This window comes from Pauljensenia sp. OF14-1SRA, from assembly GCF_027694595.1.
Classification (GTDB): domain Bacteria; phylum Actinomycetota; class Actinomycetes; order Actinomycetales; family Actinomycetaceae; genus Pauljensenia; species Pauljensenia turicensis_B.
The window spans coordinates 80,869-107,638 of record NZ_JAQEVQ010000002.1 but is presented as its reverse complement, the minus strand read 5'-3'; the positions used below and the strand labels follow the sequence as shown (position 1 = coordinate 107,638).

23 protein-coding genes and 2 pseudogenes are annotated in these 26,770 nt (G+C 61.8%); 18 read left to right on the top strand and 7 right to left on the bottom strand.

The features are described 5' to 3' along the window. Window position 1 precedes the first annotated feature (1 nt). The 3 genes from PG731_RS01895 to PG731_RS01885 are packed head-to-tail and all read left to right on the top strand — an operon-like array spanning window position 2 to window position 2,633. Window positions 2-1,012: an ABC transporter permease gene (locus PG731_RS01895; protein ID WP_101628129.1), complete on the top strand. Its 1,011-nt coding sequence runs from the start codon at window positions 2-4 to the stop codon at window positions 1,010-1,012. Window positions 1,013-1,026: 14 nt separating this feature from the next. Further along, entirely contained in the window at window positions 1,027-2,070 is a 1,044-nt protein-coding gene (locus PG731_RS01890; protein ID WP_270771797.1) for an ABC transporter permease, read from the top strand. Then, a complete protein-coding gene (locus PG731_RS01885; RefSeq protein WP_270771795.1) occupies window positions 2,070-2,633 on the top strand; it encodes an RpiB/LacA/LacB family sugar-phosphate isomerase in 564 nt (187 codons plus the stop codon). The genes PG731_RS01890 and PG731_RS01885 overlap by 1 nt, the downstream gene beginning before the upstream one ends. A 236-nt stretch (window positions 2,634-2,869) precedes the next feature. On the opposite strand, the gene PG731_RS01880 is transcribed toward PG731_RS01885, so the two are convergent. Both PG731_RS01880 and PG731_RS01875 read right to left on the bottom strand, forming a co-directional pair. After that, on the bottom strand, window positions 2,870-3,892 hold the full coding sequence (locus PG731_RS01880; protein ID WP_270771793.1) for a LacI family DNA-binding transcriptional regulator: 1,023 nt from the start codon (window positions 3,890-3,892) through the stop codon (window positions 2,870-2,872). 77 nt (window positions 3,893-3,969) lie between these two features. Then, window positions 3,970-5,214 carry an ROK family transcriptional regulator gene (locus tag PG731_RS01875; protein WP_270771791.1) on the bottom strand — a complete coding sequence of 415 codons (1,245 nt, stop codon included), beginning with the start codon at window positions 5,212-5,214 and terminating at the stop codon, window positions 3,970-3,972. Between the two features lie 88 nt (window positions 5,215-5,302). On the opposite strand from PG731_RS01875, the gene xylA reads away from it, so the two are divergent. The 3 genes from xylA to PG731_RS01860 all read left to right on the top strand — a co-directional run bounded on the left by xylA (window position 5,303) and on the right by PG731_RS01860 (window position 9,256). Next, a complete protein-coding gene (gene xylA, locus PG731_RS01870) occupies window positions 5,303-6,655 on the top strand; it encodes a xylose isomerase (RefSeq protein ID WP_270771788.1) in 1,353 nt (450 codons plus the stop codon). Window positions 6,656-6,777: 122 nt separating this feature from the next. Next, window positions 6,778-8,139 (top strand): xylulokinase, encoded by a 1,362-nt coding sequence (locus PG731_RS01865; protein WP_270771786.1) that lies wholly within the window; start codon window positions 6,778-6,780, stop codon window positions 8,137-8,139. A gap of 16 nt (window positions 8,140-8,155) precedes the next feature. Next, entirely contained in the window at window positions 8,156-9,256 is a 1,101-nt protein-coding gene (locus tag PG731_RS01860; protein WP_270771785.1) for an MFS transporter, read from the top strand. A 7-nt stretch (window positions 9,257-9,263) separates the two neighbouring features. Here PG731_RS01860 and PG731_RS01855 read toward each other — a convergent pair whose 3' ends face one another. Further along, window positions 9,264-10,130, bottom strand: a complete 867-nt coding sequence (locus PG731_RS01855; protein WP_270771783.1) for a hypothetical protein — start codon at window positions 10,128-10,130, stop codon at window positions 9,264-9,266. A 4-nt stretch (window positions 10,131-10,134) separates the two neighbouring features. On the opposite strand from PG731_RS01855, the gene PG731_RS01850 reads away from it, so the two are divergent. The 3 genes from PG731_RS01850 to mmsB all read left to right on the top strand — a co-directional run bounded on the left by PG731_RS01850 (window position 10,135) and on the right by mmsB (window position 13,710). After that, window positions 10,135-11,112, top strand: coding sequence for a substrate-binding domain-containing protein (locus tag PG731_RS01850; RefSeq protein ID WP_270771781.1), 978 nt, complete (start codon window positions 10,135-10,137; stop codon window positions 11,110-11,112). 86 nt (window positions 11,113-11,198) lie between these two features. Continuing rightward, the gene (locus PG731_RS01845) at window positions 11,199-12,482 is read left to right on the top strand and encodes a sugar ABC transporter ATP-binding protein (protein ID WP_270771780.1); all 1,284 of its coding nucleotides are present in this window, start codon (window positions 11,199-11,201) and stop codon (window positions 12,480-12,482) included. Between the two features lie 13 nt (window positions 12,483-12,495). Next, window positions 12,496-13,710: a multiple monosaccharide ABC transporter permease gene (mmsB, locus tag PG731_RS01840; RefSeq protein ID WP_270771779.1), complete on the top strand. Its 1,215-nt coding sequence runs from the start codon at window positions 12,496-12,498 to the stop codon at window positions 13,708-13,710. On the opposite strand, the pseudogene PG731_RS01835 reads toward mmsB, so the two are convergent. Together PG731_RS01835 and PG731_RS01830 are read right to left on the bottom strand one after the other, a co-directional pair. Further along, a pseudogene (locus tag PG731_RS01835) lies at window positions 13,707-14,703 on the bottom strand (IS481 family transposase). The gene mmsB and the pseudogene PG731_RS01835 overlap by 4 nt on opposite strands. Before the next feature lie 449 nt (window positions 14,704-15,152). Next, window positions 15,153-16,172, bottom strand: coding sequence for a sugar-binding transcriptional regulator (locus tag PG731_RS01830; RefSeq protein WP_270771778.1), 1,020 nt, complete (start codon window positions 16,170-16,172; stop codon window positions 15,153-15,155). 104 nt (window positions 16,173-16,276) lie between these two features. Between PG731_RS01830 and PG731_RS01825 the strand changes: the two genes are divergently transcribed. The 9 genes and pseudogenes from PG731_RS01825 (at window position 16,277) to PG731_RS01785 (ending at window position 25,623) form a co-directional block, all read left to right on the top strand. Further along, window positions 16,277-17,926 carry a ribulokinase gene (locus PG731_RS01825; protein WP_270771776.1) on the top strand — a complete coding sequence of 550 codons (1,650 nt, stop codon included), beginning with the start codon at window positions 16,277-16,279 and terminating at the stop codon, window positions 17,924-17,926. Window positions 17,927-17,962: 36 nt separating this feature from the next. Beyond that, window positions 17,963-19,012 (top strand): substrate-binding domain-containing protein, encoded by a 1,050-nt coding sequence (locus tag PG731_RS01820; protein WP_006680568.1) that lies wholly within the window; start codon window positions 17,963-17,965, stop codon window positions 19,010-19,012. 67 nt (window positions 19,013-19,079) lie between these two features. Then, window positions 19,080-20,573 carry a sugar ABC transporter ATP-binding protein gene (locus PG731_RS01815; RefSeq protein ID WP_006680567.1) on the top strand — a complete coding sequence of 498 codons (1,494 nt, stop codon included), beginning with the start codon at window positions 19,080-19,082 and terminating at the stop codon, window positions 20,571-20,573. Next, entirely contained in the window at window positions 20,570-21,580 is a 1,011-nt protein-coding gene (locus PG731_RS01810) for an ABC transporter permease (protein ID WP_270771773.1), read from the top strand. Before PG731_RS01815 ends, PG731_RS01810 begins: the two co-directional genes overlap by 4 nt. Then, window positions 21,580-22,623, top strand: a complete 1,044-nt coding sequence (locus PG731_RS01805; RefSeq protein ID WP_179370076.1) for an ABC transporter permease — start codon at window positions 21,580-21,582, stop codon at window positions 22,621-22,623. Before PG731_RS01810 ends, PG731_RS01805 begins: the two co-directional genes overlap by 1 nt. A 116-nt stretch (window positions 22,624-22,739) precedes the next feature. Further along, window positions 22,740-23,363, top strand: coding sequence for a KpsF/GutQ family sugar-phosphate isomerase (locus PG731_RS01800; RefSeq protein ID WP_179370075.1), 624 nt, complete (start codon window positions 22,740-22,742; stop codon window positions 23,361-23,363). Between the two features lie 222 nt (window positions 23,364-23,585). Next, the gene (locus PG731_RS01795; RefSeq protein ID WP_350224311.1) at window positions 23,586-23,957 is read left to right on the top strand and encodes a transposase; all 372 of its coding nucleotides are present in this window, start codon (window positions 23,586-23,588) and stop codon (window positions 23,955-23,957) included. Window positions 23,958-24,051: 94 nt separating this feature from the next. Continuing rightward, window positions 24,052-24,216, top strand: a pseudogene (locus tag PG731_RS01790) (DDE-type integrase/transposase/recombinase); the annotation flags it as partial. Between the two features lie 147 nt (window positions 24,217-24,363). Beyond that, complete coding sequence (locus PG731_RS01785) at window positions 24,364-25,623, top strand: ATP-binding protein (protein ID WP_270771767.1); 1,260 nt, start codon at window positions 24,364-24,366, stop codon at window positions 25,621-25,623. 56 nt (window positions 25,624-25,679) lie between these two features. On the opposite strand, the gene PG731_RS01780 is transcribed toward PG731_RS01785, so the two are convergent. Then, window positions 25,680-26,285 (bottom strand): hypothetical protein, encoded by a 606-nt coding sequence (locus PG731_RS01780; RefSeq protein WP_270771765.1) that lies wholly within the window; start codon window positions 26,283-26,285, stop codon window positions 25,680-25,682. A gap of 144 nt (window positions 26,286-26,429) precedes the next feature. Next, window positions 26,430-26,657, bottom strand: a complete 228-nt coding sequence (locus PG731_RS01775; protein WP_270771763.1) for a hypothetical protein — start codon at window positions 26,655-26,657, stop codon at window positions 26,430-26,432. Window positions 26,658-26,770: the final 113 nt, after the last annotated feature.

The following is a 26,770-nucleotide window of genomic DNA, read 5'->3' as shown; positions in this document are numbered from 1 at the left end:
CATGACGTCTCTTAAAACAAAGATCCTGCGAGCCAACGAATTCTGGGTTTTCCTGGTTATCGTTGCCCTCGCACTCGTCATCCAGGCACGAAGCGGCCAGTTCTTCACGGCAAACAACCTTGTTGACCTGGCAAACGCAATGGTCGTCCCCGGACTCTTCGCCGTCGCCGCCCACCTTGTTCTGGTTTCCGGTGGCATCGACGTGTCCTTCCCGGCCCTCGCATCGCTTGCCGTTTACGCAACCACGCGCTTCCTTGTCGATCAGGGATTCAACGGACCGGTCATCGTCCCCTTCCTGATGGCAATGCTCCTTGGTGCACTGCTTGGTGCCTTCAACGGTATCTTCACCTCATGGCTGACCGTTCCCACACTGATCATCACGCTCGGTACCTCGAACGTCTTCTCCGGTGTCATGCAGGGCGCACTGAACTCTGTGCAGATCCCGAACATCCCCGAATCCATGAAGAACTTCGGCGCTAGCTCACTGTTTACGGTGACGAACACGCAATCCGGACTTCAGTCCGCGATGCCGACCAGCTTCCTCATCTTCGTGGTTGTCCTGGCCATCGCCTACTTCATCACCCGATACACGATGTTCGGTCGTGGTATCTTCGCCATCGGTGGCGATGAATCCGCAGCAGAACGAGCAGGCTTCAAGGTCCGTCGCACCAAGTTCTGGCTCTACGTCATGGTTGGTGTCATCGCCGCACTCGCGGGCATGGTTCGTACGACCTCCATGGGTCAGATGCACCCGACCAACCTGCTTGGTATGGAAATGATGGTCATTGCGGCCGTCGTCCTTGGTGGAACCGCCATTACCGGTGGTACCGGCTCCCTGACCGGCGTCGTGCTTGGCACCCTGCTGATCGTCATTGTTCAGAACTCCATGATTCTGACCGGTATTCCCACCTTCTGGCAGGGCTTCGCGCTCGGCCTGCTGATCATCGTTGGTACCGGCGTTTCAGCAATCCAGGTTGCTCGTAGCCGCAAGCAACGAGCCTCGATTCTGTGAAAGGAGAGCGTGAAATGACTACTGAATCCGTAAAGAAGCGTTCTTTCGCACTCCCGTCCTTCATGACGAAGGATGCCTACATGACGAGGCTCGTCATCGTCTTCGCTCTGCTACTTATCTTCTTCGCCGTGATTCGCCCGGGCCCCTTCTTCGCCCTGCGTACCTGGCAGTCGATGGCAATCCAGTTCCCTGAATTCGGTCTGATGGCCCTGGGCGTCATGCTGACCATGTTCACCGCAGGCATCGACCTTTCGGTCGTGGCAATCGCAAACGTGACATCAATTAGCGCAGCCCTTGTCCTGCGAGCAATGCTCACCGGCGACGGTGGCGGCCAAGCAGGTCTCGCTGTCGTGATCGCACTGGTCATCGCACTGCTTGTTGGCACAATTTGCGGTGCCATCAACGGCATTCTCGTCTCCATGCTGAAGATTCCGCCAATCCTCGCAACATTGGGCACACTCGAACTCTTCGGTGGCGTCGCCATCATCTTGACTGAAGGCAAGCCCGTTTCAGGCGTGCCCGACGCATTCGGTTCGGTATTCGCAGCCCGTCTGGGCGGCCTTATCCCCATGCCGCTTGTCATCTTCATCATCTGCTGCGTCATCGTCGGCCTGATCCTCACCCTGACCGGCTTTGGCACCAAGATCCTGATGATCGGCACGAACGAAACCGCGGCACGTTTTGCCGGTCTGAAGATCACCAGCCTGCTGATGCGCACCTACATCCTGTCGGGCATCATGGCAGCCGTCGCAGGCATCGTCATGCTGGCGAATTACAATTCCGCGAAGGCTGACTACGGAGCAAGCTACACACTGCTGACCGTTCTGATCGTCGTCCTCGGTGGCGTGAACCCCAACGGTGGCCGTGGTCGAATTGCCGGCGTCGTCATGGCGATCCTCGTGCTGCAGGTCCTGTCTTCGGGTCTCAACATGTTCCCGAATATCTCCAATTTCTACCGACCCCTCATCTGGGGTGGCGTCCTGCTGTTCGTTATCAGCATGAATGAACTCAACGGCAAGAACCCCTTTAAGGGCCTCCTTGCGGGAAGGAAGAAGTAATGAAGACCGTACGAAGCAAGCACGTTGTCGTCGGCGCCGACTTCGCTGGTTTCCCTCTGAAGGAGGCCGTGAAGAAGCACCTTCAGGATCGTGGGTGGACCGTCACCGACATTACGCCGGACCTTGATAAGACTCCCATGTATCACCGAGTCGGTTTTGCTCTGGGTGCGAAGATCGCCGAAGGTGAATTCGAGCGAGCACTGGCATTCTGTGGCACCGGCATGGGTATCCACATCGCAGCCTCAAAGGTTCCGCACGTTCATGCAGCCGTCTGTGAATCCGTTGCGTCAGCTCGCCGCGCAGCTGCCGCGAACAGCGCAAACCTGCTGGCCATGGGCGCTTTCTACGTCGCTGAACGTAAGGGCATGGCCATGGCGGATGCATTCCTCGAGTCGGAGCTGGGCACCGGCTACGAAGATTGGGAAGGCTTCTACGCCTACCACCGCATCGGCTTTGACGAGTGCGAGAACTTCGACTACGAGGCCTACAAGGCAAACGGTTTCGAGGTTGTTAACCCGCAGTCGGCAGTGCTGGCAGACGAACCGAAGGGTCTTGCGTACTGAAGATACGCAGATCCTGACGGTTTGAACAACATCTGAACTGAAATCGGCGGGTCCATCATGACAGTGGTGGGCCCGCCGATTGCTGTATAGGTCACGGTGCTACGGTGTTGCGAGGCCGGTAAGAGTATGCCGATAAGGTCGCGGACGAGAGTGCTCAGAAAGTGGTGGTCTAAAACTCTGGGCTTTTTAACCCTTGGGCCTTTTCAGCCTCGGGATTGTGTACAGCTGCGGACCGTTTAAAATTCTGGGATCGTCGACTGCCGGATGACCAGCTCACCTTTAACCAAGGTGCGCTTGGGCACCTCAGAGTCCGACTCGTCAAGGAGAAGCTCTACACCTTGGCGTGCAATTTCCGCAAGAGGTTGGCGTAGCGTGGTCACTGATGGGCGCATCAGTTCGGCGAACTGAATATCGTCAAAGCCGGTGACCATGATGTCCTCGGGAATACCAAAGCCACGATGACGGAGCTCTGTAATTGCGCCGATGGCAAGAAGATCATTCAGGCATACGATCGCGTCCCAGCGATTTCCCCCGTTGATTAACGTTGAAACTGCGCTACGTGCCGATTCGACGGAATGGTTGCATTCAAGGACATCGCTGTCTGCAAGTTCCATCCCGAACTCGGGAGCAACGCGTCGTGCTTCGGTCACGCGCTTAACAGACGATAGATCAGAGCCCGTATTCGACAGCATTGCGATGCGATGCGCTCCGCGTTCCTTCAGGTGTCCTAAGACTTCGCGAACGCCGTGCGCATCGTCAACGCCAACGAATGGGATGTGAGGCAAAGAGACTGCCCTGTCGAGCTGGACGGTTGGCACCAAGGCTGCCGTGCGCTCAAGGGAGGGCGTTGAGAAAGATTCGTGACAGGGCACGATGATCAGACCGTCTACCGAACCCCCTTCGAATGAGCGAAGCTTCAAGTCTTCCGTAGTGACAGACATTTCCGCATCGGAAATGAGCAATGAGAGCCCGCGCTGGGATAAGTGGTGCTCGACTTGAACAACGAGGTCCGTGTAGAACGGGTTGGAGATCGAAGGGACGAGCATGCCGATCTGCTTCGTTTTGGCAAGGCGAAGAGACCTGGCGACCGGGTTCACTCGGTAGCCAAGTTTGCGTGCGACCTCTCGAACGTGGTCGCGCGTTTGCGCACCGATGAGCTCGGAACCGCGTCCTAGAGCACGTGAAGCTGTGGAAACTGAAACGCCTGCCACTTGAGCGACGTCAACAAGGCGTGGGCGGGGTTTCTCATCTCCGATCATGGATACAGATTAACCCGCACATTGGGTGAAATTGCGCCGGCACCCTGAATGAAAACCGTGATGTTCCGCGGAGTTTGTCATGCTGTCCATGCCATGGGGTCATCGACCAAGCGCTGCAGAATTCGATATGCCGCTCCGCGCGAGTCAAGACCTTGGGAATCTCGGATTACTTCGAGTTTTGGCTGGGACCAGGCGTATTGAAGAACGCGGGTTTCGATTTCCTTTTCAGCTGCGGGCACAAGCCATTCGCTCAGTTCAGCGACAATTCCGCCGAGCAGAACCAGTGGGATGTCCGCAGAGTTGATGACGGCTGAAAGCGCTCGACCAAGGGCTGCGCCGCCTTCTTCGAGGGCTTCACGTGCTTGCTTCGAACCGTTTTCGGCTGCTGTGCGAATGTCTTCAACGGTTGCGTGGCGATCAAGTCCGGAGCGCTCAGCGAGGGCGCGCAGACCGAGGTATGCCTCGAGGCAACCGGTAGCCCCGCACGAGCAGAGGGGACCGGAGGGGTCTGCGCAGATGTGGCCGATTTCGCCGGACCACCCGCGTGCTCCGCTGAGCGGACGATGGTCGACAATAATGCCGGCGCCGATGCCAACTTCGCCCGATATGTAGACGAATGACGCGGGCCCCGAGGGAACGCCGGGAAGCGGGTGTGCGACAGCGAAGGCGGCCAGGTCGGCTTCGTTGGCAACGATTGCGGGGTAGAGGTCCGATAGGGGAGTGAGTAGCTTCTCTAGGGGGATATCGCGCCATCCCAAGTTGGGTGCGAGTGCCAGTCGGTCGGGGGATACGAGGCCTGGAAGAGCCAACCCACTGCCGAGGTAAAATGCTCCATCGGGAAGATGTTCCTCGACGAGAGCGTGTGCCATGTCGGCCAGTGAGGTCATCACTTCGACGTGATCGGAGTTCGCAAAGTCGCCTTCGATGCGATTTCGCGCAATTTCGTCGCCACCTAGATCAATGATGACAGCATCAAGGGCGGAAATATTGACTTCGAGACCCAGTGCGACCGCCCTTCCTGGGGCTGGTGTGAGTCGATTGGCTGGGCGGCCTCGTCCGCCGATGGATGGTTCAAGTTCGAGAACGAGACCCGCGTTGATGAGTTCATCGACGAGGCGCGAGATGGTGGCACGCGTAATGCCTGTTGCTTGAGAAATGCCTGATCGGGAGATCTCTCCGGGTGCGGCAAGGATGTGTCGCAGGGCGAGGGAGAGGTTCATTGCACGCAGGCTTTCAGCCTTCACGCCCGCCATTGCGCGCTCTGATGGGCGCCGGGGTGCTCGCTGGGAAACCGACGTGTGTCGACGAATTGCTGCTGCCATGCTCTTGACTCTAGTACATAGCACAAACTATGTTTTGTTATGTAACAAAAGCGATCGTAATCGATCTCTGAATCTCTGAGAGGCAACCATGTCTGAGAATCTCTGGAACATCGACAAGATCCCTTTCGTCGGAACATCGTCGCTCCGTCAGGGTCTTGGCTTCCGCTACTACGACGCCGAACGAGTGGTCGCCGGCAAGACCATGCGCGAATGGCTGCGCTTCGGTGTTGCCTACTGGCACTCTTTCCAGGCCGAACTCGTCGACCCCTTCGGTGAGGGCACAGCGCAGCGCCCCTTCGATGGCAAGTACTCCAAGCCGCTCGATCTGGCACTCGCCAAGGTCGACTACGCCTTCGACTTCTACAAGGCACTGGGCGTTGACTACTTCTGCTTCCATGACCGCGACATCGCTCCCGAAGGCGACACCCTGCGCGAAACCAACGCAAACCTCGACAAGGTTGTCGACGCGATCGAAGCAAAGCAGAAGGAAACCGGCGTCAAGCTACTGTGGAACACCTCTTCACTGTTCACCAACCGCCGCTTCGTTTCCGGCGCAGCAACCTCGCCGTTCTCGGAGATCTACTCCTACGCCGGCGCACAGCTGAAGCATTCCCTGGAAATCGCGAAGCGCCTGGGCGCAGAGAACTACGTGTTCTGGGGCGGTCGCGAAGGTTACGAGAACCTGTGGAACACCGACCTCAAGCGCGAGCAGGACCACATCGCAACAATGTTCCAGATGTGCGTTGACTACGCCAAGGAAATCGGTCTCGAAGCTCAGTTCATGCTCGAGCCGAAGCCGAAGGAGCCGACGAGCCACCAGTACGATTTCGACGCAGCAACCACCATCGCCTTCCTCCAGACCTACGGCCTGCAGGATCACTTCAAGCTGAACCTTGAAGGCAACCACGCCAACCTCGCTGGCCACACCTACCAGCACGAAATCCGCGTGGCACGCGAAGCTGGCATGCTCGGTTCTCTCGATGCCAACCAGGGCGACAAGCTCATCGGTTGGGACATCGACGAATTCCCGTCAGACCTCTACGAGACCACCGCAGTCATGTGGGAGGTTCTCGCAGAAGGCCAGATCGGCCCGCACGGTGGTCTGAACTTCGACGCCAAGCCGCGCCGTACCTCGTTCACCGCTGAGGACCTGTTCCGCGCCCACGTTGTTGGCATGGACTCCTACGCAGCCGGCCTGTTGGTCGCAGCCCGCATGCACGAAGAAGGACTTATCGAAGACCTCGTCTCCGAGCGCTACTCGTCCTTCGATTCGGGCATCGGTGCGACGGTCGAAGATGGCACAGCCTCCCTCGCCTCGCTGGAAGCACACTCACTCGACATTCCGCAGGCTGACCTAGTTGCAGCCACAAAGTCGGACCACCTCGAGTCTGTGAAGGCTACGATTAACAACTACATTGTCGATACTTTGGGCCGCGCCTGATCGACACTATCCTTACGGGCGGTCGCCAGCTTTTGGTGACCGCCCGTTTGGGTACTTTCGCTTCCTTCGCTTGGAAAAGTGGCATCGGTGCCACTTCGAAAAGCCCTTACTTTTGGAGCAATATGAGCACTCTTCGCCCCTACGTTGCCGGTGTTGATACGTCGACCCAGTCCTGCAAGGTTGTCATCTACGACCCCGCTACGTCCGCCATCGTTCGCCAAGGCAAGGCCTCACACCCGGATGGCACCGAAGTTGATCCCGAAAAATGGTGGGATGCCTTCGAGGAGGCCCTTGAACGTGCAGGCGGTCTGGACGATGTGGCTGCCCTGTCCGTCGGTGGTCAGCAGCACGGCATGGTCTGCCTGGATAAGGAAGGCAACGTCATCCGTCCTGCCCTGCTGTGGAACGACACGCGTTCGGCTGGTGCTGCGCGCGACCTCATTCGCGAACGCGGCACCGATGACCGCGACGATGCCAGCTCCGAGGGCGCCGCATGGTGGGCCGAGGCCACGGGTTCCGTTCCCGTCGCATCGTTGACCGTCACCAAGTTGCGTTGGCTCGCCGATAACGAGCCCGAGAACGTCGCCAAGATCGCCGCAATCTGCCTTCCGCACGATTATCTGACCTGGCGCATCATGGGCAAGCCCGCGTTGGACCAGCTGGCAACCGACCGTTCCGACGCGTCGGGCACCGGCTACATGGCTCGCGAGACCCCGACGTACCGTCGCGATATTCTCGCCTCTGCGCTTCGTATCGACGAGGCCACGGCTGCCTCTATCATTCTTCCGACCATTGCTGGTCCGTGGGACGTGGTCGGTTACGGTGACCCTGAGCGCGGTTGGGGAGACATTGTCCTTGGCCCTGGCGCTGGTGATAACGCTGCCTCTGCGCTGGGCGTTGACTTGGAGCCGGGCAGTGCCCTGCTGTCTCTCGGCACCTCTGGTGTGGTCGCAGCAGTGTCGGCAACATCCGTTGCTGATCCGTCCGGTCTGGTGACGGGATTCTCCGATGCATCGGGCAACTGGCTACCGTTGGCGTGCACCCTCAATGCGTCGCGCATCATCGACGCGATGATGAAGGTGACCGGCCTGGACTATAAGGAGTTCGACGAGTACGCCCTCTCTGTCCCGGATGCCGGAGGCCTCGAGCTGATCCCCTACTTCGAAGGCGAACGCACCCCGAACCTGCCCGATGCGACGGCGGAGCTCCGTGGCATGACGTTGGCTAACTCCGACCGCGCGCACGTTGCTCGCGCCACGGTCGAAGGTCTGCTCAACCTCATGCGCTACGCGCTCGATGCCATGCGTGCGCTTGGCGTGCCGTTGAACAAGGTGCTCATTGTCGGTGGTGGCGTGAAGTCGACGGCCGTTCAGGCGTTGGCCTCGCAGTTCCTCGACGCTGAAGTCGAATTGCCCGCACCGGGAGAGTACGTCGCCCTCGGTATGGCGAAGCAGGCTGTCCGGGTGCTCGCCGAGACCGAGTGAATCGTCAAGGAGTCGAATGACCTCGAGTGAAGGAGGGGGGCTGCACGCATACGCGGCCCTCCTCCGCCGTCCGCATGTCGCCCGCTTCCTCCTCGGCGGGGTCATCATCCAGTTCCCCTACGCGATGGTGAACATGGCCCTCCTCATCGGAGCGCGCGACGTCTACGGCTCCTACTCGAGCGCCGGCGTCGCCACGGCGGTGATGTCGATCGCCGGCGCCGTCATCGGGCCCACTATCGGCCGCCTCATCGACCGGCACGGACAGTCGCGCATCGCCTCGCTCGTCGGCGCCTTCTGGATCGCCTCGATCCTCGGCCTCGGTCTTGTCCTCGTCCTCGGCCTGCCCTACTGGGCGCTCCTCCTCGTCGTCGTTATGCTCGGCGCGAGCGTGCCCGGAGGCTCCCTCATCCGTGCGAGGTGGCGGGTCGCCCTGCGCTCCGAGCCCGGCTCGATGCCCCTTGCCCTCTCACTCACCTCGGTCGCAGAAGAATCGATGTGGGTCCTCTCAACACCGATCGCGACCTCGCTCGCCACCCTCGTCCACCCCCTCGCGGCGCTCGCCTTCGGGATCGGGACGATCCTCATCGGCCTGCGCATGCTCGCCGATCGGACCTTCCAGCCCGAGCCCCTCCGCGCCGCCTCGCGTTCGCGCCCGCTTCCCCTCGACGAGGCCGCGCCACCCTCGGCCGAGGAGGCGGACAGCGCCCCCCACGGTGACCCCGGCGCCGTCGGTGCCCGGGAGGTGGCGCGGCGGGCGAAGGCGCCTGAGGAGACCCTGTGGACGGGAACCTTCGTCGTCCTCCTCGCCGTCCTCGTCTTCTACGGGGCCTTCCAGTCGACGACCGAGATCGCGATCGTCGCCTTCGCGCAGGAGCGCGGCATGCAGGCCTGGGCGGGCTCGGTGAGCGCCTGCTTCTCCGCGGGCTCGATGATCGGCGCGCTCGTCTACGGGATGCGCCGCTGGCCGGGTGCGCTGTGGGCGCGCGGCGAGGCCGGGGTCCCCTACTCCCTCGCCGACGCCTGTCAGGATCACCTCCTCGGTCTCGCGATCGAGGAATCCGCGCGCACCGGCCGCGAGGTCGTCACCGAGATCGAGGCCTGGGCGACGGGGGTCTGAGCTCCCGTCAGATGGCGCCGACCCGCCTCGCATGGCCATCGAGGAGGGCGGTCTGCGCGGCCCAGTCGAAGCCCTTTTCGAGAGCGGCGAGCTGTGCGCGGTAGAGAGCGCGATCCTCGCTCTCATCGGCGTCGCCGAAAAGAGCATCCTCGATGTGGGCGCGGGCCCTTTCGTCGGACCATTCGGATTCTGCGGCGAGCCGGGCGGTGCCGACGGCCGCTGCCAATGAGAGGTAGGAGTGAGGGGATCCCTGCTCGGCCGCGAGGCGATAGGCGCCGAGGATGCGATCCTCGGGGGCGAGCTTGCGGATCGGGTCTCGGCCGACGCGCTCGACGGTATCGCCGAGCGCCCGATTGCCGAAGCGGGCGATGAGGTCATCGATGTGGCGGGCGAGCGCGGACTGCGTCATCGCCGCGCGGACGAGGGCGCGGATCTCCGGGTCGCCGATCGCGTGCCAGATGTACTCGTAGCCGCGGCGCTCTCCGAGGTAGGCGCACATGCAGTGCCCCATGTTGTGGAGGAACAGCTTGTGGTCGGAGTAGAAGGCGAAGGGGACGTCCCGCACAGGGAAGAGTCCCTCGACTTGGGGCTCGGGGCCTTTGAGGGCGTTCGCGTCATAGGGGAGAACCCGATAGGGCTCGACGCGAATGAGGGTTGCGGGCTGTCCGGGTTCGGGGGGCGCGGCGGGGATCATGCGGCCGATCGAGGTCTCCGCGAGCCCAAGACGCTCGTCGAGCCTGGCGGCGTCGACCGTCGTCCTCGCCGTCGCCAGCCTCACCGCCTGCTCCTCGCAGCGCGCCAGTTCCAGCTCCTCCGCGACCGAGTCGGGCGCCTCTGGCACGTCCGCCAGCGCCTCGGATACTCTCGTCGGCATCGTGATGCCGACGAAGTCTCTCGAGCGCTGGAACCGTGACGGAGCGCACCTCGAGGAGGTGCTGAAGAAGGCGGGATACCAGACGACCCTCCAGTACGCCGACAACAAGGTCGACCAGCAGATCACCCAGCTGGAGAACATGATCACGCAGGGCGCGAAGGTCCTCGTCGTCGGCTCGATTGACGGCACCGCCCTCGGCCCGGTTCTCGACAAGGCGCATGCGGCCGGCATCAAGGTCATCGCCTACGACCGTCTCCTCAACGACACCGACTCCGTCGACTACTACGTCACCTTCAACAACTACAAGGTCGGCCAGCTCCAGGGCCAGTTCATCAAGGACCAGATCGCGAACATGAAGACGCCGGTCACCCTTGAGCCCTTCGCTGGATCGCCCGACGACAACAACGCGAAGTACTTCTTCTCGGGAGCCTGGGACATCCTCCTCCCGATGATCCAGGACGGCACCATCACGGTCCCGTCCGGCAAGGATCCGAAGAGCGATGACGAGTGGCAGTCGATCGGCATCCTCGGCTGGGGCTCCGATAAGGCCCAGGCTGAGATGGAAAACCGCCTCAACTCCTTCTACTCCGACGGTTCGAAGGTCGGCATCGTCCTCTCCCCGAACGACTCGCTCGCCCTCGGCATCGCCCAGGCCCTCGAGGGCGCGGGCTACACGCCCGGCGATGAGTACCCGCTTCTCACCGGCCAGGACTGCGACGCCGCCAACGTGAAGAACCTCGTCGCCGGCAAGCAGTCGATGGACATCTTCAAGAACACCGAGAAGCTCGGCGATGAGACCGCGAAGATGGTCGACGAGATCCTCTCCGGCAAGGAGGTCGAGGTCAACGACACCAAGACCTATGACAACGGCAAGAAGGTCGTTCCCACCTACCTCCTCACCCCGGAGATCGTGACGAAGGACAACGCCAAGGAGATCCTCGTCGACTCGGGCTACTACAAGGCTTCGGACATCGGTCTCTGATCGATCCGGCCTGACATGGGGGTTTCGGGGCGCCCGTCTGCGGGTGCCCCGAAACCCCTCAACCTGAAATCGGAAAGGGGTGCCGGATGGCACAAACACCCGAACGCAGGGTGATCCTCGAGATGGACAACATCACGAAGACCTTCCCCGGCGTCAAGGCCCTCTCGGACGTCACCTTCGACGTCAGGGAGCACGAGATCCACGCCATCTGCGGTGAGAACGGTGCGGGCAAGTCGACCCTCATGAAGGTCCTTTCGGGAGTGCATCCGCACGGCTCATACAGCGGGCGGATCGTCGTCGAGGGGAAGGAGGCGTCGTACAAGAACGTCAAGGTGCTGATCCTCGACGAGCCGACCGCCGCACTCAACGACGACGACTCCCAGAAGCTCCTCGATCTCATCGTCGGGCTCAAGGAGTCCGGCATCTCGTGCGTGATCATCAGCCACAAGCTCTCCGAGATCCGGCAGGTCGCCGACCGCGTGACGGTCATCCGCGACGGCCAGACGATCACGACCCACGACATGCACGGCGACGTGGAGGTCACCGAGGGCCTCCTCATCCGCGACATGGTCGGCCGGTCGATGGACAACCGCTTCCCCGACCACGTCTCGAAGATCGGCGAGGAGGTCATGCGCGTCGAGAACTGGGCAGTGACCAGCCCGATCACCGGCCGTCGAGCCCTCCACGACGTGAGCTTCAACGTCCGCGCCGGGGAGATCGTCGGCATCGCCGGCCGCATGGGTGCCGGTCGCACCGAGCTTGCCATGAGCCTCTTCGGCAAGTCATGGGGCATCTACGAGCACGGCGACCTCTACCTTCACGACAAGAAGGTGGCGCTCAACTCCGTGCGCCAGGCCATCGACGCCGGTATCGCCTACGCCTCCGAGGACCGCAAGCGCTACGGCCTCAACCTCATCGGCGCGATCAAGCACAACATGACCGTGGCCTCGATGAACAGGATCACGAAGGCGGGCGTCATCTCGGACCTCACCGAGTATGAGCTCGCCGAGGACCAGCGCAAGAAGATGCGGACCAAGGCCGAGTCGGTCGACGTCAAGGTCGGCACCCTGTCCGGTGGCAACCAGCAGAAGGTCGTCCTTTCGAAGTGGCTCCTCACTGAGCCCGACGTGCTGATCCTCGACGAGCCCACCCGCGGCATCGACGTCGGCGCGAAGTACGAGATCTACACCCTCATCAACGAGCTCGCCGACGCCGGTAAGGCAGTCGTCGTCATCTCGTCCGAGCTCGTTGAGCTCATCGGTCTGTGCGACCGGATCTACACACTGAGTTTTGGGCGCATCACGGGCGAGGTCGCGAAGGCCGACGCCACGCAGGAAGTCCTGATGTCCCACATGATGCAAGAGAGCTGAAGGAGCGATCCCAGTGTCTACTCAAGAAATCACCGCCGAAACGAAGGAGAAGGCGGCAAAGTCCTCGTGGCTCAAGCGGATCGACTTCGGTCAGTACGGCATCATGCTCGCACTGGTCGTCGTCATGATCTTCTTCGAGGCCATGACCGGAGGGCGCCTCCTGCGATCCGATAACGTCGCATCGCTCATCCAGCAGAACGCCTACGTCATCATCATGGCGATCGGCATGCTGATGATCATCGTCGCGGGCCACATCGACCTCTCGGTCGGCTCCCTCATCGCGTTCATCGGTGGCTTCCTCGGAATCGCCATGGCGAAGTGGGACATTCCGTGGGTCGTCGCGGTGCTCCTCGCCCTAGTTATCGGTCTCGTCGTCGGCGCGTGGCAGGGCTTCTGGGTAGCCTTCGTCGGCATCCCAGGCTTCATCGTCACCCTCGCAGGTATGCTCCTCTTCCGCGGTCTAGCGATCGTCATGGTCCCGCAGACGATCGCCCCGCTCCCCAGCGGATTCGTGAAGATCGCGAACGGAGGGATCCTCGGCTGGTTCGGCTTCGCGGGAGTCCTCGACGTCTTCACCCTCGTCGTTGGCGTCCTGCTGGCGGCCATGTTCGTCTTCTCGCAGCTCCGTCGCCGCGCTTCGCTCATCAAGCACGGCCTCGAACCTGAGCCGATGTGGCTCGCCATCACGAAGATGGTCGTCATCGTAGCGTTCATCCTCGTGTTCACGTACATCCTCGCGGGTGCGGCGATCGGCTTCCCCTTCGTCCTCGTGATTTGTGGCGTCCTCGTCGTCGTTTACACCTTCGTCCTCAACAAGACGACCTTTGGTCGCTACATCTATGCGGTCGGCGGCAACCGCGAGGCTGCCCGCCTCTCGGGTATCTCCGTCGAGTCCGTCAACTTCTGGATGTTCGTCAACATGGGATTCCTCGCCGCGGTTGGCGCGATTGTCACGACGTCCCGCGCGGGCGCCGCAGTTTCCGCGGCTGGCCAGAACTACGAGATGGACGTCATCGCCGCCTGCTTCATCGGCGGCGCGGCGGTCTGGGGCGGCATCGGCCGCATCTCCGGAACGATCATCGGCGCGCTCTTCATGGGAGTCCTCAACATGGGCCTCTCGATCATGTCGGTCGACTCGGCCTGGCAGCAGGCGATCAAGGGCCTCGTCCTCCTCGGCGCGGTCGCCTTCGATCAGCTCAATAAGTCGCGCGCGGCTCGAACGGTCTAGTTGTACTTCCCCGTGAGGTTGTGAACGCGTTGTGCGGGGGTTTGGCCTTTGATGCCGGTGTGGGGTCGGTGGTGATTGTAGGTGTGGAGCCAGTGCGTGTAGGCGGCTTCGCGTTCGGTTTCGCTGGTGTAGGGGCGCGCGTAGGCCCATTCGGCGAGCAGGGTCCGGTTGAAGCGTTCGACCTTCCCGTTCGTTTGGGGGCGGTAGGGCCTGGTGTACCGGTGTTTCACCGCGTCTGTGAGCGCCCTGTTGAACACGTGCGACCGGTAGCAGGACCCGTTGTCGGTGAGCACTTCGCGCACACTGATCCCCGCTTCGGAGAAGAAAGCAGCCGCCCGCTTCCAAAAGCCCGCGGCCGTCGCCTTGGTCTCATCGTCGAGGATCTCGGAGTAGACCAGACGCGAGTAATCGTCGACCGCGTGGTGCAGGTACCGGTAGCCGCGCGCCCCTGAGGCTCCTGTCCTCGCGGCCCTGTCGCGGGCCGCACCCGCGGCGCGGTCCTGGGCCGATCCGCGACCGTGAACACGCCAGCCCCCGCCGTCGGGGATGCGGCCGAGCTTCTTGATGTCCACATGGACCAGATCACCCGGACGGGGCCTCTCGTAGCGCACCGGCCGGGGTTTGCGCACCGCGAGCCCTGTGGCCCGGTCGACGTGCGCGAGGAGCGGCATGTGGTAGCGGTTCAGGACCCGCCCGACCGTGGAGCGGGCCAAATGCAGGTGGTAGGCGATGCAGGCCCCAGTGGCGAGTGAAACGCAAGGCGATGATGCGCCGCTCGACGCGCTTGGGCAGGCGGGTGGGGCAGTGATTGGGGCGGGAGGACCGGTCGGAAAGGGGCGCGCCCGCCCGATACCGGTCCACCCACCGCTTGACCGTTGCCGGCGAGCATCCGAACCGTTCGGCGGCCCGGCGCATCGGCCACCCCTCATCAACCACCAAGGACGCCAGGCGGCGCCTTCCCTCCGGCGTCAACGGTGCATTAGCGTGTGTCACGAAGGCCTCCTTGTACAGGTTGCGAGTGTGGTAACCCACATCCTGCCAAGGAGGCCTTCACCTATCCACGCCGTTCACAACCTCCCGAGGAAGTACAGCTAGCCGGACCTGATCTTTACCGGCTCGTACTCTCGGCGTGGCTCGGCGGGCACGAGGGGTGTCGAGTGTGCGTTCCGGAGCGTGGGCGCGCGCGGATCGGCGGGGAGCTCCCACGGCCGCTCAGATTCTTGACGCGGGCTCAGGCGAATTCCGCTCCAAGATATCGAGGGCGACTTCATCTGTCGTGATGAGCGCGGAGATCACCCCGGATCGAGCGATCGACTCGATGGCTCGCGCCTTCCCGGGCAGGGGAAGAGCTCACCTGCTTTCTATTTCCGTTTCGAGTTGGGAAAAGGTTGAAGCGCAGCCGACACGGGACGCGTCGTTTCGGCCCAGTGCTGATACATTGCTCAGTTTCGTTGGTACGCGGTCTTCGTGATGGGATCCATGTCCAGGAGTGCTTCAGCGACCTCCGTTGTCGTCACAAGGTGGGTCGCCAAGCCCGATGAACACACGGAATGGATCGCGTGGACCTTCTCGATCTGTCCGGCGACAGCGACCACCATCGGAGTGGCGAGAAGCTGTTCGACGCTGACGGAGAGTCTGCATTCGTTGATCGGGGTATCCACATAGCGGCCCTTCGTGTCGAAGAAGAGACCGCCGAAGTCTGCGCAGGCGCCTTTGGAATCAAGGTCGAGCTGATCGGCAGTGCTGATGTGCTGAGCCAGTTGAGTCACGCGCGGACGCCATGACCCCACCGACAGGAAGGCCATATCGAGCTTCTCGTAGAGTGCGAGAACCTCGGTGACGGCCGGTTCTTGACGCAGGGCATGAACCACTGTTGCCGATGCGGAGAACAGGGGAGCAATTAGCGCTTTCGCGGTGGATCCGGAGCGACGGCTGATCGCTCCGATGATTTCGATCGGGGACTTCGATGGATCGTTGCCGACGACGCCGGTGAGTTGCACGAACTCCGTCGAGGGGAGCTCTCCCAGGTAGTCGGCGATCGGTAGCAGTGTTCGTCCCCAGGAGAATCCCACCCGTTGACCCATGCGCAAATGGGTCGTGAGGATCTCTGCGGCTGTCGCGCCGAGTGCCTGACGTTCTTTGACGATGTCGGACGAGGGGGGGACGAGTCGAACATGGGAGATGCCGAGATGCCCTTCGAGAGCGCTCGTGAGATCGGTCCTTTGTTCGTTGGGCGTGCGAATCGTGATGCGGACGATTCCTCGTTCGCAGGCCTCTTGAAGATGGCGAGCCACCTTGAAGCGCGAGATTCCGTAGTGGGCGGCGATCTCCACCTTGCTCATGTTGTCGAGGTAGAAGCTGCGTGCGATTCGAGCGAGGAGACCTTCGCGGTCGGGCTCTGTCGAGGGGGATACGTCGTCATAGGTCTCCATTGTCGCCGGCCCCTCTCCATAGATGCTCATATGAGCATATAAGAGAAGTGTTGCATTCACAAGTGAGTGGAGCTATCTTTAGTTCATCTGAGCGTAATGTAGCGCTCAAATGAGCAACTCTCGGAGGTGTGGCGATGTCGCGCATTGGCTGCGGAGTCGATTTCGGAACGGAGTCTGCCCGGGCTCTCCTGCTCGATCTCGAGACCGGAGACGAGATCGGAAGCGCCGTGTCCATGTACACCCACGGCGTCATGGATCGCGAACTGTGGGTCACAGGTGAGCCTCTCCCCCCTCAATGGGCGCTTCAGGACCCGGATGACTGGATGGATGCCCTCGCTGATTCGATTCAGGGCGCGGTTCGCGAGGCAGGCGTCGACGGCTCGGACATCGTTTCTTTGGGCATCGACACCACCGCGTGCACCGTCGTGCCCGCAAGGCGTGATCTGACCCCGCTTTCTCGTCTCGATGACCTACGAAAGAACCCCTGGGCCTGGGCGAGGCTGTGGAAGGATCATGCCTCCCAGGATTGCGCAGAGGACCTCAATAGGCGCTTCGCCGATACCCCGGATTTCCTTGAAGACTACGGAGGAGCGCTATCCCCCGAATGGATGCTGCCGAAGGCTCTGCTCATCCTGCGGTGTGCACCTGAAGTCTGGGATCGCGCGGAGCTTCTCATCGAACAGGAGGACTGGATCGTTTCACAGCTCGTCGGGCATGAAGTCCGAGGTCGGCACGTTGCTGGATACAAAGGGTCTTATCGCGTCGAAAGCGGGGGATACCCGGAAGCGACGGTCCTCGACGATGTCGAAGCAGGATTCTCAGGAGTCCTGGGGAGGCTCGGGCGTGACTTCCTCGATCCCGGCGACTTCGCGGGCGGACTCACGGGTGAATGGGCGGAGCGCCTCGGTCTGCGAACCGGCCTCCCCATCGCCATCGGCAATATGGATGCCCATGTCGCGCTGCTCGGCGTCGGTTGCACGAAACCCGGAACGCTCGTCGCAGTCATGGGAACCAGCGTGTGCGACCTCGTCATGCACGAGCGTCACGAAAGAGTCGCAGGAATCCAAGGTGTTGTTCGTGACGGCATCATTCCGGGTCACTGGGCGTATGAGGCGGGGCAGGCGGGCGTGGGCGACGCTTTCAGCTGGTTCGTCGACGTGCTGCGTTTGGCGCAGGTCGGCGGCGAGCCCGTTTCCCGTTCATCCCTATTCGCCCACCTGGAAGCCGAAGCGGAGAAGCTGGCGCCGGCCTCGACAGGCGTCGTCGCCCTTGACTGGTTGAACGGCAATCGGTCCGTCCTCATCAATGCGGATCTGTCCGGTGTCTTCGCGGGAATCACATTGACGACAAGCGTCGTCGATCTGTATCGCGCCCTCCTCGAGGGAGTGGCTTTCGGTCAACAGGTGATACTCGAAGCCTTCGAGGAATGCGGCATTGCGATCGAGCGGATCATCGCGTGCGGAGGACTGTCGAAGAAGAGCCCCCTCCTCATGCAGATCCTCGCAGATGTCACAGGGCGCGAGATCGAAGTCAGCGCATCCGCCAATACGCCGGCGCTCGGAGCGGCCCTCCACGGGGCCCTCGCCGCAGGTCTGATCGAGGACTGGGATCGAGCTGCGGCACTCGTCAGCGCTCCGTCTCGGATCTACACGCCCGATACCGAAGCGGTCGCGGCGTATGAACGGCTGCGCCAGAGCTGGCGCAGCGTGCATGACTGGTTCGGGGTCGAACACCCCGAACTCATGAAGGAGTGGAGGACTCTCCATCGTCAAGGGCGCGAGTGACAGTCGCTTCCACACAACACAGGTGAAAGGATAACCATGACTACGAAGAGGAAAGGCGCCGTCGCCTTCGTCTCCTTGGCGGCACTCGTCGCCTTGTCAGCATGCTCGACCACGGGCGCCCGTACCGCCGATTCAGGTGCGGAGTCCGGGGCGCCCGCCGCTTCGAGCGGGGACCGGAACATCGTCAACGTCGTGAAGCTGTCCGGCGGAGACTGGTTCAACCGAATGCAGGTCGGTAACGAAGAATACGCGGAAGAGCACGGCATCAGCGTCACTCAGACCGCCGGTGATGACGCCTCCGAGGAGAAGCAGATCGCGATCATCAACGATCTCATCGCCCAGAAGCCGTCCGCGATGACGATCGTCCCGAACTCCCCCGAATCCCTCGAGAACGTTATTCAGCGCGCGAAGCAGGCGGGGATCGTCATCGTCACGGGCGAAGCCGCCGGCATGAACGGCGTCGACGCCGACGTCGAGGCATTCGTCAACCAGGACTACGGCGCCCATCAGCTTGATCAGCTCGCCACCTGCATGGGCGATGCCGGTGGGCAATACGCACACTTCGTCGGCTCGCTCACCGTCAAGTCGCACAACGAATGGGCCGATGGAGCCACCGAGCACCTCAAGGACTACCCGAACATCACGAGCATCGGGGAGAGGGTCTCTTCGGATGAATCCCAGGAGACCGCCTATCAGCGGACCAAGGAGATTCTGGCGCGCTATCCCGACATCAAGGGCTTCATCGGTTCGGCGTCCACCGATGTCGCTGGTATCGGTCGTGCCATTCAGGAAGCTGGGAAGCAGGATCAGACTTGCGTCGTCGGCACCTCGACTCCGGCGATCGTCGGCTCCCTCATTGATGACGGTTCGGTCGATGTGATCACCGGATGGGATCCCGCCCTCCAGGGCAAGGCGATGCTCGCAGCCGCCGAGATCATTCTCGATGGAGGATCAATCGTGGACGGCGCCGATCTGGGGGTTCCGGGCTACGAGAAGGTCACGCAGGACAAGGAGTCACCGACGACCTTCTACGGCAACGCCTGGATCGACATCACCAAGGAAACGACCAAGGACTACCCGTTCTGACGGGCGTCCTTGAGCGGGGTCGGGGCGGTGCCAGCACTGCCCCGACCCTCGATGAAGGGGGGTAGGCATGTCTCAAGCCGTTCTCGAGGCCAAGGGCATCACGAAGAGATACGGGGGTGTCACTGCACTCGACGACGTATCGATCGCGATTCGCAGGGGGGAGGTCCTCTGCCTCGCCGGAACCAACGGATGCGGGAAGTCGACGCTCATCAAGATACTGTCAGGAGTTGAGCATCCGAGCGAAGGGCGCGTTCTCCTGGACGGCGCGGATGTTACCGGCCTTGGCGCGCTCGACGCGATACGCCTCGGAATCCAAGTGATTTTCCAAGACATGTCGGTCTTTCCCAACCTCACCGTCGCCGAGAACATTTGCTTCGGCGAACGGGTTGCGGAGGGGAGACGCACTCGCCAGCCTCGGATCGATCACGAGACGGCGAAGAGGGTTCTGAACGAACTCGGTGTCGAAATGGATCTGGATGCTGAGCTCAAGGACCTCACTGTTGCCGACCGGCAGATCGTCGCGATCGCTCGCGCTCTCGCCCGCGACGTCAAGGTCCTCTTCATGGATGAGCCGACGACTGCCCTGACCTGGAAAGAGGTTCAGGTCCTCTTCGGCATCGTCGCCAAACTGCGTGACCAGGGAGTCGCCATCGTCTTCGTCTCTCATAAGACTGATGAGGTGCTTTCCGTTTCGGATCGGATCGTCGTGATGCGCAACGGAAAAGTCGTGGCGGACAGTCCGAGTGATCGATTCACGCCCGACCTGCTCGCAGAGTCGCTTCTCGGTTATGTCGCGACTGAGGAACGCCGCGTCAGCGCGTTGGCTCCCGACGAACCGGAAGTCTTGAGTGTCGATTCGTTGAGTGCCCATCGTCTCTTTGAAGACGTCTCCTTCCACGTCAAGAAGGGGGAGATCGTCGGTATCACCGGTCTGCTCGGCTCAGGTCGTTCCGAAATCGCTGAAGCTGTCGTCGGCAAGATTCGTACGGATCGAGGAAGCGTGAGCGTAGGAGGGGAGGTAGTCCGATTCCGAGGCTCAGCCGCAGCTCTCGATGCAGGGATCGCCTACGTTCCGCCGGATCGTTTGACCCAAGGAGTCTTCCTGAAGCAGTCGATCCTCAATAATGTCATCGCCTCGACTCTTGCGTCGCTCTCCTCCGCACTGGGTTGGATCCGCTGGAACCGTGCGCGCGAGCTCGTGGACCAACAGATCGAGGAGCTCGGTATCAAAGTCGGATCGCCGAAGGACCCCGTCTCGTCCCTCTCCGGAGGGAATCAGCAGAAGGTCGTTCTCGCGAAGTGCTTCGCGACGAACCCGAGGGTCCTCATTCTCAACGGTCCGACAGTCGGAGTCGACATCGGCGCCAAAGCCACAATCATGGACATTCTCCGGGAACGCGCGGCTTCGGGAATGGGCGTCCTACTCATATCGGATGACATCCCCGAGCTCGTTTCGGTCTGTCACCGTGTTCTCGTCATGCGACGCGGACGGCTCGTCGATGAACTCGCCGGAGATGAGGTCACGACGGACCGCGTCGAGGAGGTGTTTCAAGCAGAATGAAGTCAGGCTTCAGCATTCGTTCCCTGCGGGGCAGGAACAACGAGGGGATTCTTCTTCTCGTCATTATCGTGATCCTCGTCGGCATGGCGGTGATCTCACCCGGACAGATGAGTCTCTCTTTCGCAGGGGACATCATCAGGTCGGGAATCGTCACGATGGCCCTCGCCCTGGGGCTCCTCCCCGTCATCATCTCGGGTGGAATGGACGTCTCCTTCACGGCGATCGCCGTCTTCTCCGGTTACACGGTGGTCACCGTGATGAATTCCAGCGGAGTGGACGGCCGAGTCTGGCCGTTCCTCGCCGCTGCAGGTCTGGGCGGAGTGCTCGGTCTCCTCAATGCGCTTCTCGTCGCTCGTTATCGCATTGAGACGCTCGTCGCGACTCTCGGCACTCAGGTCATTATCCGAGGAGCGCTCCTCGCCTTCATCGGATCCACTTACCTGGCGACATTACCGACACTGTTCGATTCCGTCGGAGCCACGAGTGTGCTGAGCCTAGGGGGATCCCCTATCAACGTCACCGTTCTCGTCGTGCTCGGCGTCGCGGCGCTCGTCGCCCTCCTCTTGAGTCGAACGACATTCGGGCGCTCGATCTACGCCATCGGCGGGGATCGGGAAGCGGCACGCAGGATCGGCATCCAAGTCGCACGCGTACAAGTGGGGATCTACGTTCTTGCGGGCGTGCTGGCGGGCCTCGGCGGCATGGTCCACATGGTCGTGTCGCGCCACGCATCGCCGTTCGAACTTGTTGGAACGGAGATGAACGTCATCGCCGCCGTCGTGATCGGTGGTGCTCTTGATTCCGGGGGCCGCGGGTCCGTATGGGGAACCTTCCTGGGTGTTCTCCTCATCTCCTTGACGCAGAACTCGCTCGTACGTCTCGGGGTATCGAGCTACTGGCAGAGCTTCGTCATTGGCTTCGTCATTCTCCTGGGCGTAGCGGTTCAGGCGCGGTCTGCGCTTCTTGCCGTTCGTCGCCCGCAGATCCTCGAGGAGGCAGGTGCGTAATGCTCACCTCTCAAGTTCTTCACCGCATGCCGCGTTTCGGCTACTCCGCCGGGCTCCTGGGAGTGGCCGGGGTTCTCGCGATCGCATTTTCATTGGCGGCTCCGGCGGCCTTCTTTTCGTCGCTGAATCTCGCTTCCATCGCCTACGCGGTGCCGGAGATCGCATTGATGGCTCTCGCGATCTCAGTGGCGATGACTACTGCAGGGATCGACCTGTCGACGGTGACCGTCGCGAATCTATCGGCTCTGCTCGTCCTCTTCCTGTCTGATGCGCTGGTCGATGCGGAATTCCCATCGATTGTTGCGACTCTGATCGCCGTCGGTGCGGCGCTCGTCGTCGGGGTAGTCGCAGGAGCGATCAATGGTCTCTTGGTTGCGAAAGTGAGAATCGCTCCGATTCTCGCCACATTGGCAACCCAGCAGATCTTCCTCGGTCTCGCCATCGCTTTGACGAAGGGAAAGCCCCTTTACGGGGGCACCCCTGAACTCGATGTTCTCGGAATAGGAACTCTGGCGGGCATTCCCTTCCTGTTCTGGGCATTCCTCGTCGTCGTCGTCTTCGTCGCCCTGCTCATGGGGCGCACCTCCTTCGGCGTACGGGCAGTGATGCTCGGCGAGAATCCCGTAGCCACTGACTATTCGGGAATCTCCAGGGTAGGTGTGACCGTGCAGACCTATGTCCTGTGCGGGGTCCTTTCGTCGCTCGCAGGAGTGTTCATGGCCGCTAGAACAGCTTCAGCCTCTGCGGGCTACGGCGGCTCCTATCTCATGCTTGCGATCACTATCGCCGTTCTCGGCGGCGTTAATCCCTTCGGCGGACGAGTGGCGATTCCCGGTGCCGCTATCGCCGCCGTCATCCTCCAGATGATCTCCTCCGGGCTCAATGCACTCGGCTATTCGGCGTACATCTATCAGATCGTCCAAGGCCTGATTCTCGTGTCCGTCTTCGTCGTCCAGTGGGAGGTGAAGCACCGAGCTGAACGTGTTTCGCGGGACAAGGGACGACACGGGGTCCCGCGCAATCGAGTCGCCGCTTTTGCATGAAGGAGTGAACGACAGCTGAGAGTCGGGCCGTATCAATCGCACGGCCTCTACTCAGGTCGGGCATGAGCCCGACCAATCGTGTTCTGGCCGTGATGGGTCGGGGAAAGGAGTCGGACATGAGTGCCGATAAGGAACTACTTGAAGCGTGCCGATCGTTGATCATGCGAGAAGCCGAAGATGTTGCGCACACGGCGGCGAGCCTCGATGAGGACTTCGTCGCGGTGGCAGAGGCGATTCTTTCAACGGAGGGGAAAGTGGTGTGCACGGGATCGGGCACTTCAGGCACGATCGCTCGGCGCATGGCTCATCTCTTCAATGTCACCGGCACGCCTGCGCTGTACCAGAATCCCGCAGACGGTCTCCACGGCAGTCTGGGGGTCGTAACAGGGAGAGACCTCGTCATCGCGATCTCCAAGGGCGGAGAATCCGACGAGCTATCGGAATTCGTCGATCGCTCGAAGCATCGGGGCGCGAAGATCGTTGTTCTCACGTGCTACCCGGAGTCGACCCTGGAGCGAATGGCTGATCTCGTGTGCGTTACCCCGTTCATGTCGGGGGATCCGGAAGGCGTGCTCGCCATGGGGTCGACTCTGTCCAACTGTGCATGGGGGGATGCGATGGCGATGTACGTTCGCGGGCGTCGCGGCTTCGGTTGGGAGGAAGTGCTCTACCTGCACCCCAGCGGCAAGGTCGGCAAGGATACCGAGGAGACGCTTGCGCGCCTGTCTCAACAGGAGTGAGTGCTGACCGGAAAATACTCAGCGATGGGGGCGGTCCGCGTCGGCGGACCGCCCCCATCAATATTCGAATTGCCCTCAATGAATCGATGAGAATCCTGATGTTGAACCTGACTCGTGCAACTTAAGTGACCCATATCTATGGTGTGGAGTCGATGTGGAGGCTGGTGAGAATTCTTTGGGCGGTGTTGTTGTGGTGCAGGCTGTGGGGCATGCGTTTGGTTCATGGTGAAGCGCCCCGGGTTTTGTTCCTCGGTTGTTGTGAGAGGATTTCGCATGCCAAGGAACTATCCGAGAGAGTTTCAGGATCGGGCTGTACGCCTTGTTGAGGATCGGCTTCGGGATGATCCTGGAGTGTCTGAGACAAGCGTGATTGCTGATACGGCGATGAAGTTGGGAACGTCGAGGGAGTCACTTCGACGGTGGGTAATGCGGGCGCGCGTGGATGCGGGAGTTCGTCCTGGGGTTTCCACTGAGGAAAGCGTCGAACTCAAGCGCTTGCGTCGGGAGAACGCAGAGCTACGGCGGACGAACGAGATTTTGAAGTTGGCGTCGGCTTTTTTCGCGTCCGAACTCGACCCCCAACGTCGGAAATGATTGCCTTCATTGACGCATATCGTGATCGTTTCAGTGTTGAGTTCATCTGTCAGACGTTGAACCGTGAGCGCGCGGGCGGTTTTCTGTCCTCGCGGATCTGGTCAACCGCCAGTTCACAGCTGATCGGCCGAATCGTCTGTGGGTCGCGGACATGACGTACGTGCGAACGAAGGTCGGGTTTGTGTACACCGCGTTCGTGACCGATGTGTTTTCCCGCAAGATCGTGGGCTGGTCCACGCGCTCGTCCATGAAGACCGAAGCTTTGCCGCTCGAAGCCCCAGAGTCAACTCACTCAATAGAATTCGTCCAACTCACGCAACGAAAGCCGTCCAACTCACGCAACGAAAGCCGTCCAACTCACGCAATCACTTACACTGTTCCTCAAGATTCAGGGAAAGGTAAGTAGATGGCGGACTACATTCCTCGCTTCGTCGATCAACAGCTTCGTCGATCGCTAGAAACCAGCGGAGCCGTCCTCATCGCCGGACCCAAGTGGTGTGGTAAGACCTCGACCGCTCGGGAAGCCGCCGCATCGGTCGTCTACTTGCAGGATCCCGACACCTCGAGCTCTTACCGGCAGCTGGCGGAGGTGAAGCCATCCGCGCTCCTCGAGGGGCCTATTCCTCGGCTGATCGACGAATGGCAGATGGCCCCTCAACTCTGGGACGCGGTGCGCTTTTGCGTCGACCGTCGCGGTGAAGCGGGCCAGTTCATCCTCACGGGGTCTTCGACGCCCTCGATCATGGGAGCCCACTCGGGAGTCGGCAGAATCGAGCGGTTCGTCATGCGTACGATGAGTCTGGCGGAGGCTGGCGACTCGAGTGGGGAGATCTCCCTGAGGGCTCTATTCGATGGCGAGGGCGACGTCGTGGCCATCGCCCCGCTCGACGTCGAAAGGATTGTCGAACTTCTGTGTAGGGGAGGGTGGCCTCAGGCAGTCACTGCGGCGACTGCTGATGTCGGGCGGCGTGCACGCACCTATGTCGAGGGGCTCATCGGTTCGGATGCTGCGCGCATGGATGGCGTGAACCGCAATGCGACTCGAATGCGCGCCCTTATGAGGGCGTATGCTCGGCGTGTCTCGACCGAGGCGGCGCAGACGACGATCGCGGCCGACCTCGCGGTCAATGATGAGGCGATGTCGCCGAACACCGTGAGTGACTATCTCGATGCTCTCACTCGCGCGTATGTGATCGAGGACCTCGCCGCATGGAATCCAGCGCTACGCTCGAAAACCGCCGTGCGTACGAGTCCGACCCGTCACTTCTCGGATCCGTCGATCGGAGTGGCGCTCATGCGCGCGACTCCCGCGGCGCTGCTGAAGGACATGGAGACCTTCGGCCTCCAGTTCGAATCCCTGTGCGTTCACGACCTTCGGGTGTACGCGGAATACAACGACGGCGAAGTATTCCACTATCGCGATAAAACGGGACTTGAAGCCGATGCGGTGATCGTCCTTGCCGATGGGCGTTGGGCCCCGATCGAAGTGAAGCTCGGCGGTTCGCAAATCGATGAGGCGGCGAAGCATCTGTCCGCCCTACGCGATCGCGTTGACACGCAGCGGATGGGCGAGCCGTCATTCCTCGCCGTGCTTACCGCAGGTCGAACCGCATATCGAAGGGACGACGGTGTCCTCGTCGTCCCTCTCGCGTGCCTGACTGCATGACTGTTGCCTCCTTCCGTTGCGTGTTCGATGCCGGAAGACCCGGGGTATGAAGCGTCTCAGCCGATCCGCTCGGCCGCGATCCGGTGCCGGACCTCGTAGGTCCGCCCGGCCTCGAAGTCGACGGCGGTCGAGTATCCGGCCTTCGCCAGTGGGTTGTCGCCGGCAGAGACGCCCTGTCCAAAGTCGAAGGCCGAGGTGATTGGCTCGACCCCGAGGCAGAGGTTCGTCCCGCCCCAGGGCAGCCCCTTGCGCCCGCGGTTGGACATCCACAGCATCGCGCTCTTGAGATACGTCGGATCCCATTCGACGCCGACGCGGTACCCCTCCGCCTCGTTGACGAGGACGACCCGAGGCTCCTTCGGCCCGGCGATGAGGACGATCTCGTCGACCTCGACGCCGAGCGGGACCCGAGTGAGGTCGATGGTCGATCCGTCGGAGCGGGGAGCGGCGGCGAGATCCTCGAAGACAGCGCCGACCTCGAGGACGGAGGTGCCCGAATCGATGGGGAGCGCCCAGTAGGCGTCGCACTCCGGGGCCTCGATGCGCGCCGCGCCCTCGTCCTCGGGAAGTCGGAGGATCGGGTGGAGGCCGAGCGGCAGTCGGCAGTCCTTGCGCACCGTGATCGAGTCGACGAACTCGACGGCGCCTTCGGCGCAGGTCACGCGCCGTTCAATGCGCGTGATCGGGGAGTTCCCGGGGTAGTCGAGGGCGAGGAGCGCGGTGTCATCGCCGACCTCGACGGGCGTCCATTCGAGGTTCGAGGATGGGCCGTGGATCCACTCGGAGGGGCCCGTGTAGCCGTCGCGCTACTCTTCGGGGAGGTCGACTGCGGCTTCGGGGGCGGCGCCGAAGGGGAGGCAGGCGAAATCGCCGCGGAGTCGGTCGAGGATCGGTGCTTCCGGGAACCCCTCCCATGTCGCCGTGTACGAGGGCGAGAACTCCGCGTCGGTCCCGGCCTCGAACATCGCGGTCGTCATCGCGCCCTGCAGCTGGATGGTCGCGCGAACCTTCCCGGTGCCGATCTTCACGTCCATGTGCGACTCCTTCGTCACGAATTGAAAACTGTTGACAAATTGTCGGGCAAGCGCACCCGCGATGCCCCCGGCCGACTAGCGTGAAAGTGAACGCGCGAGAGCAAGGAGGCCCC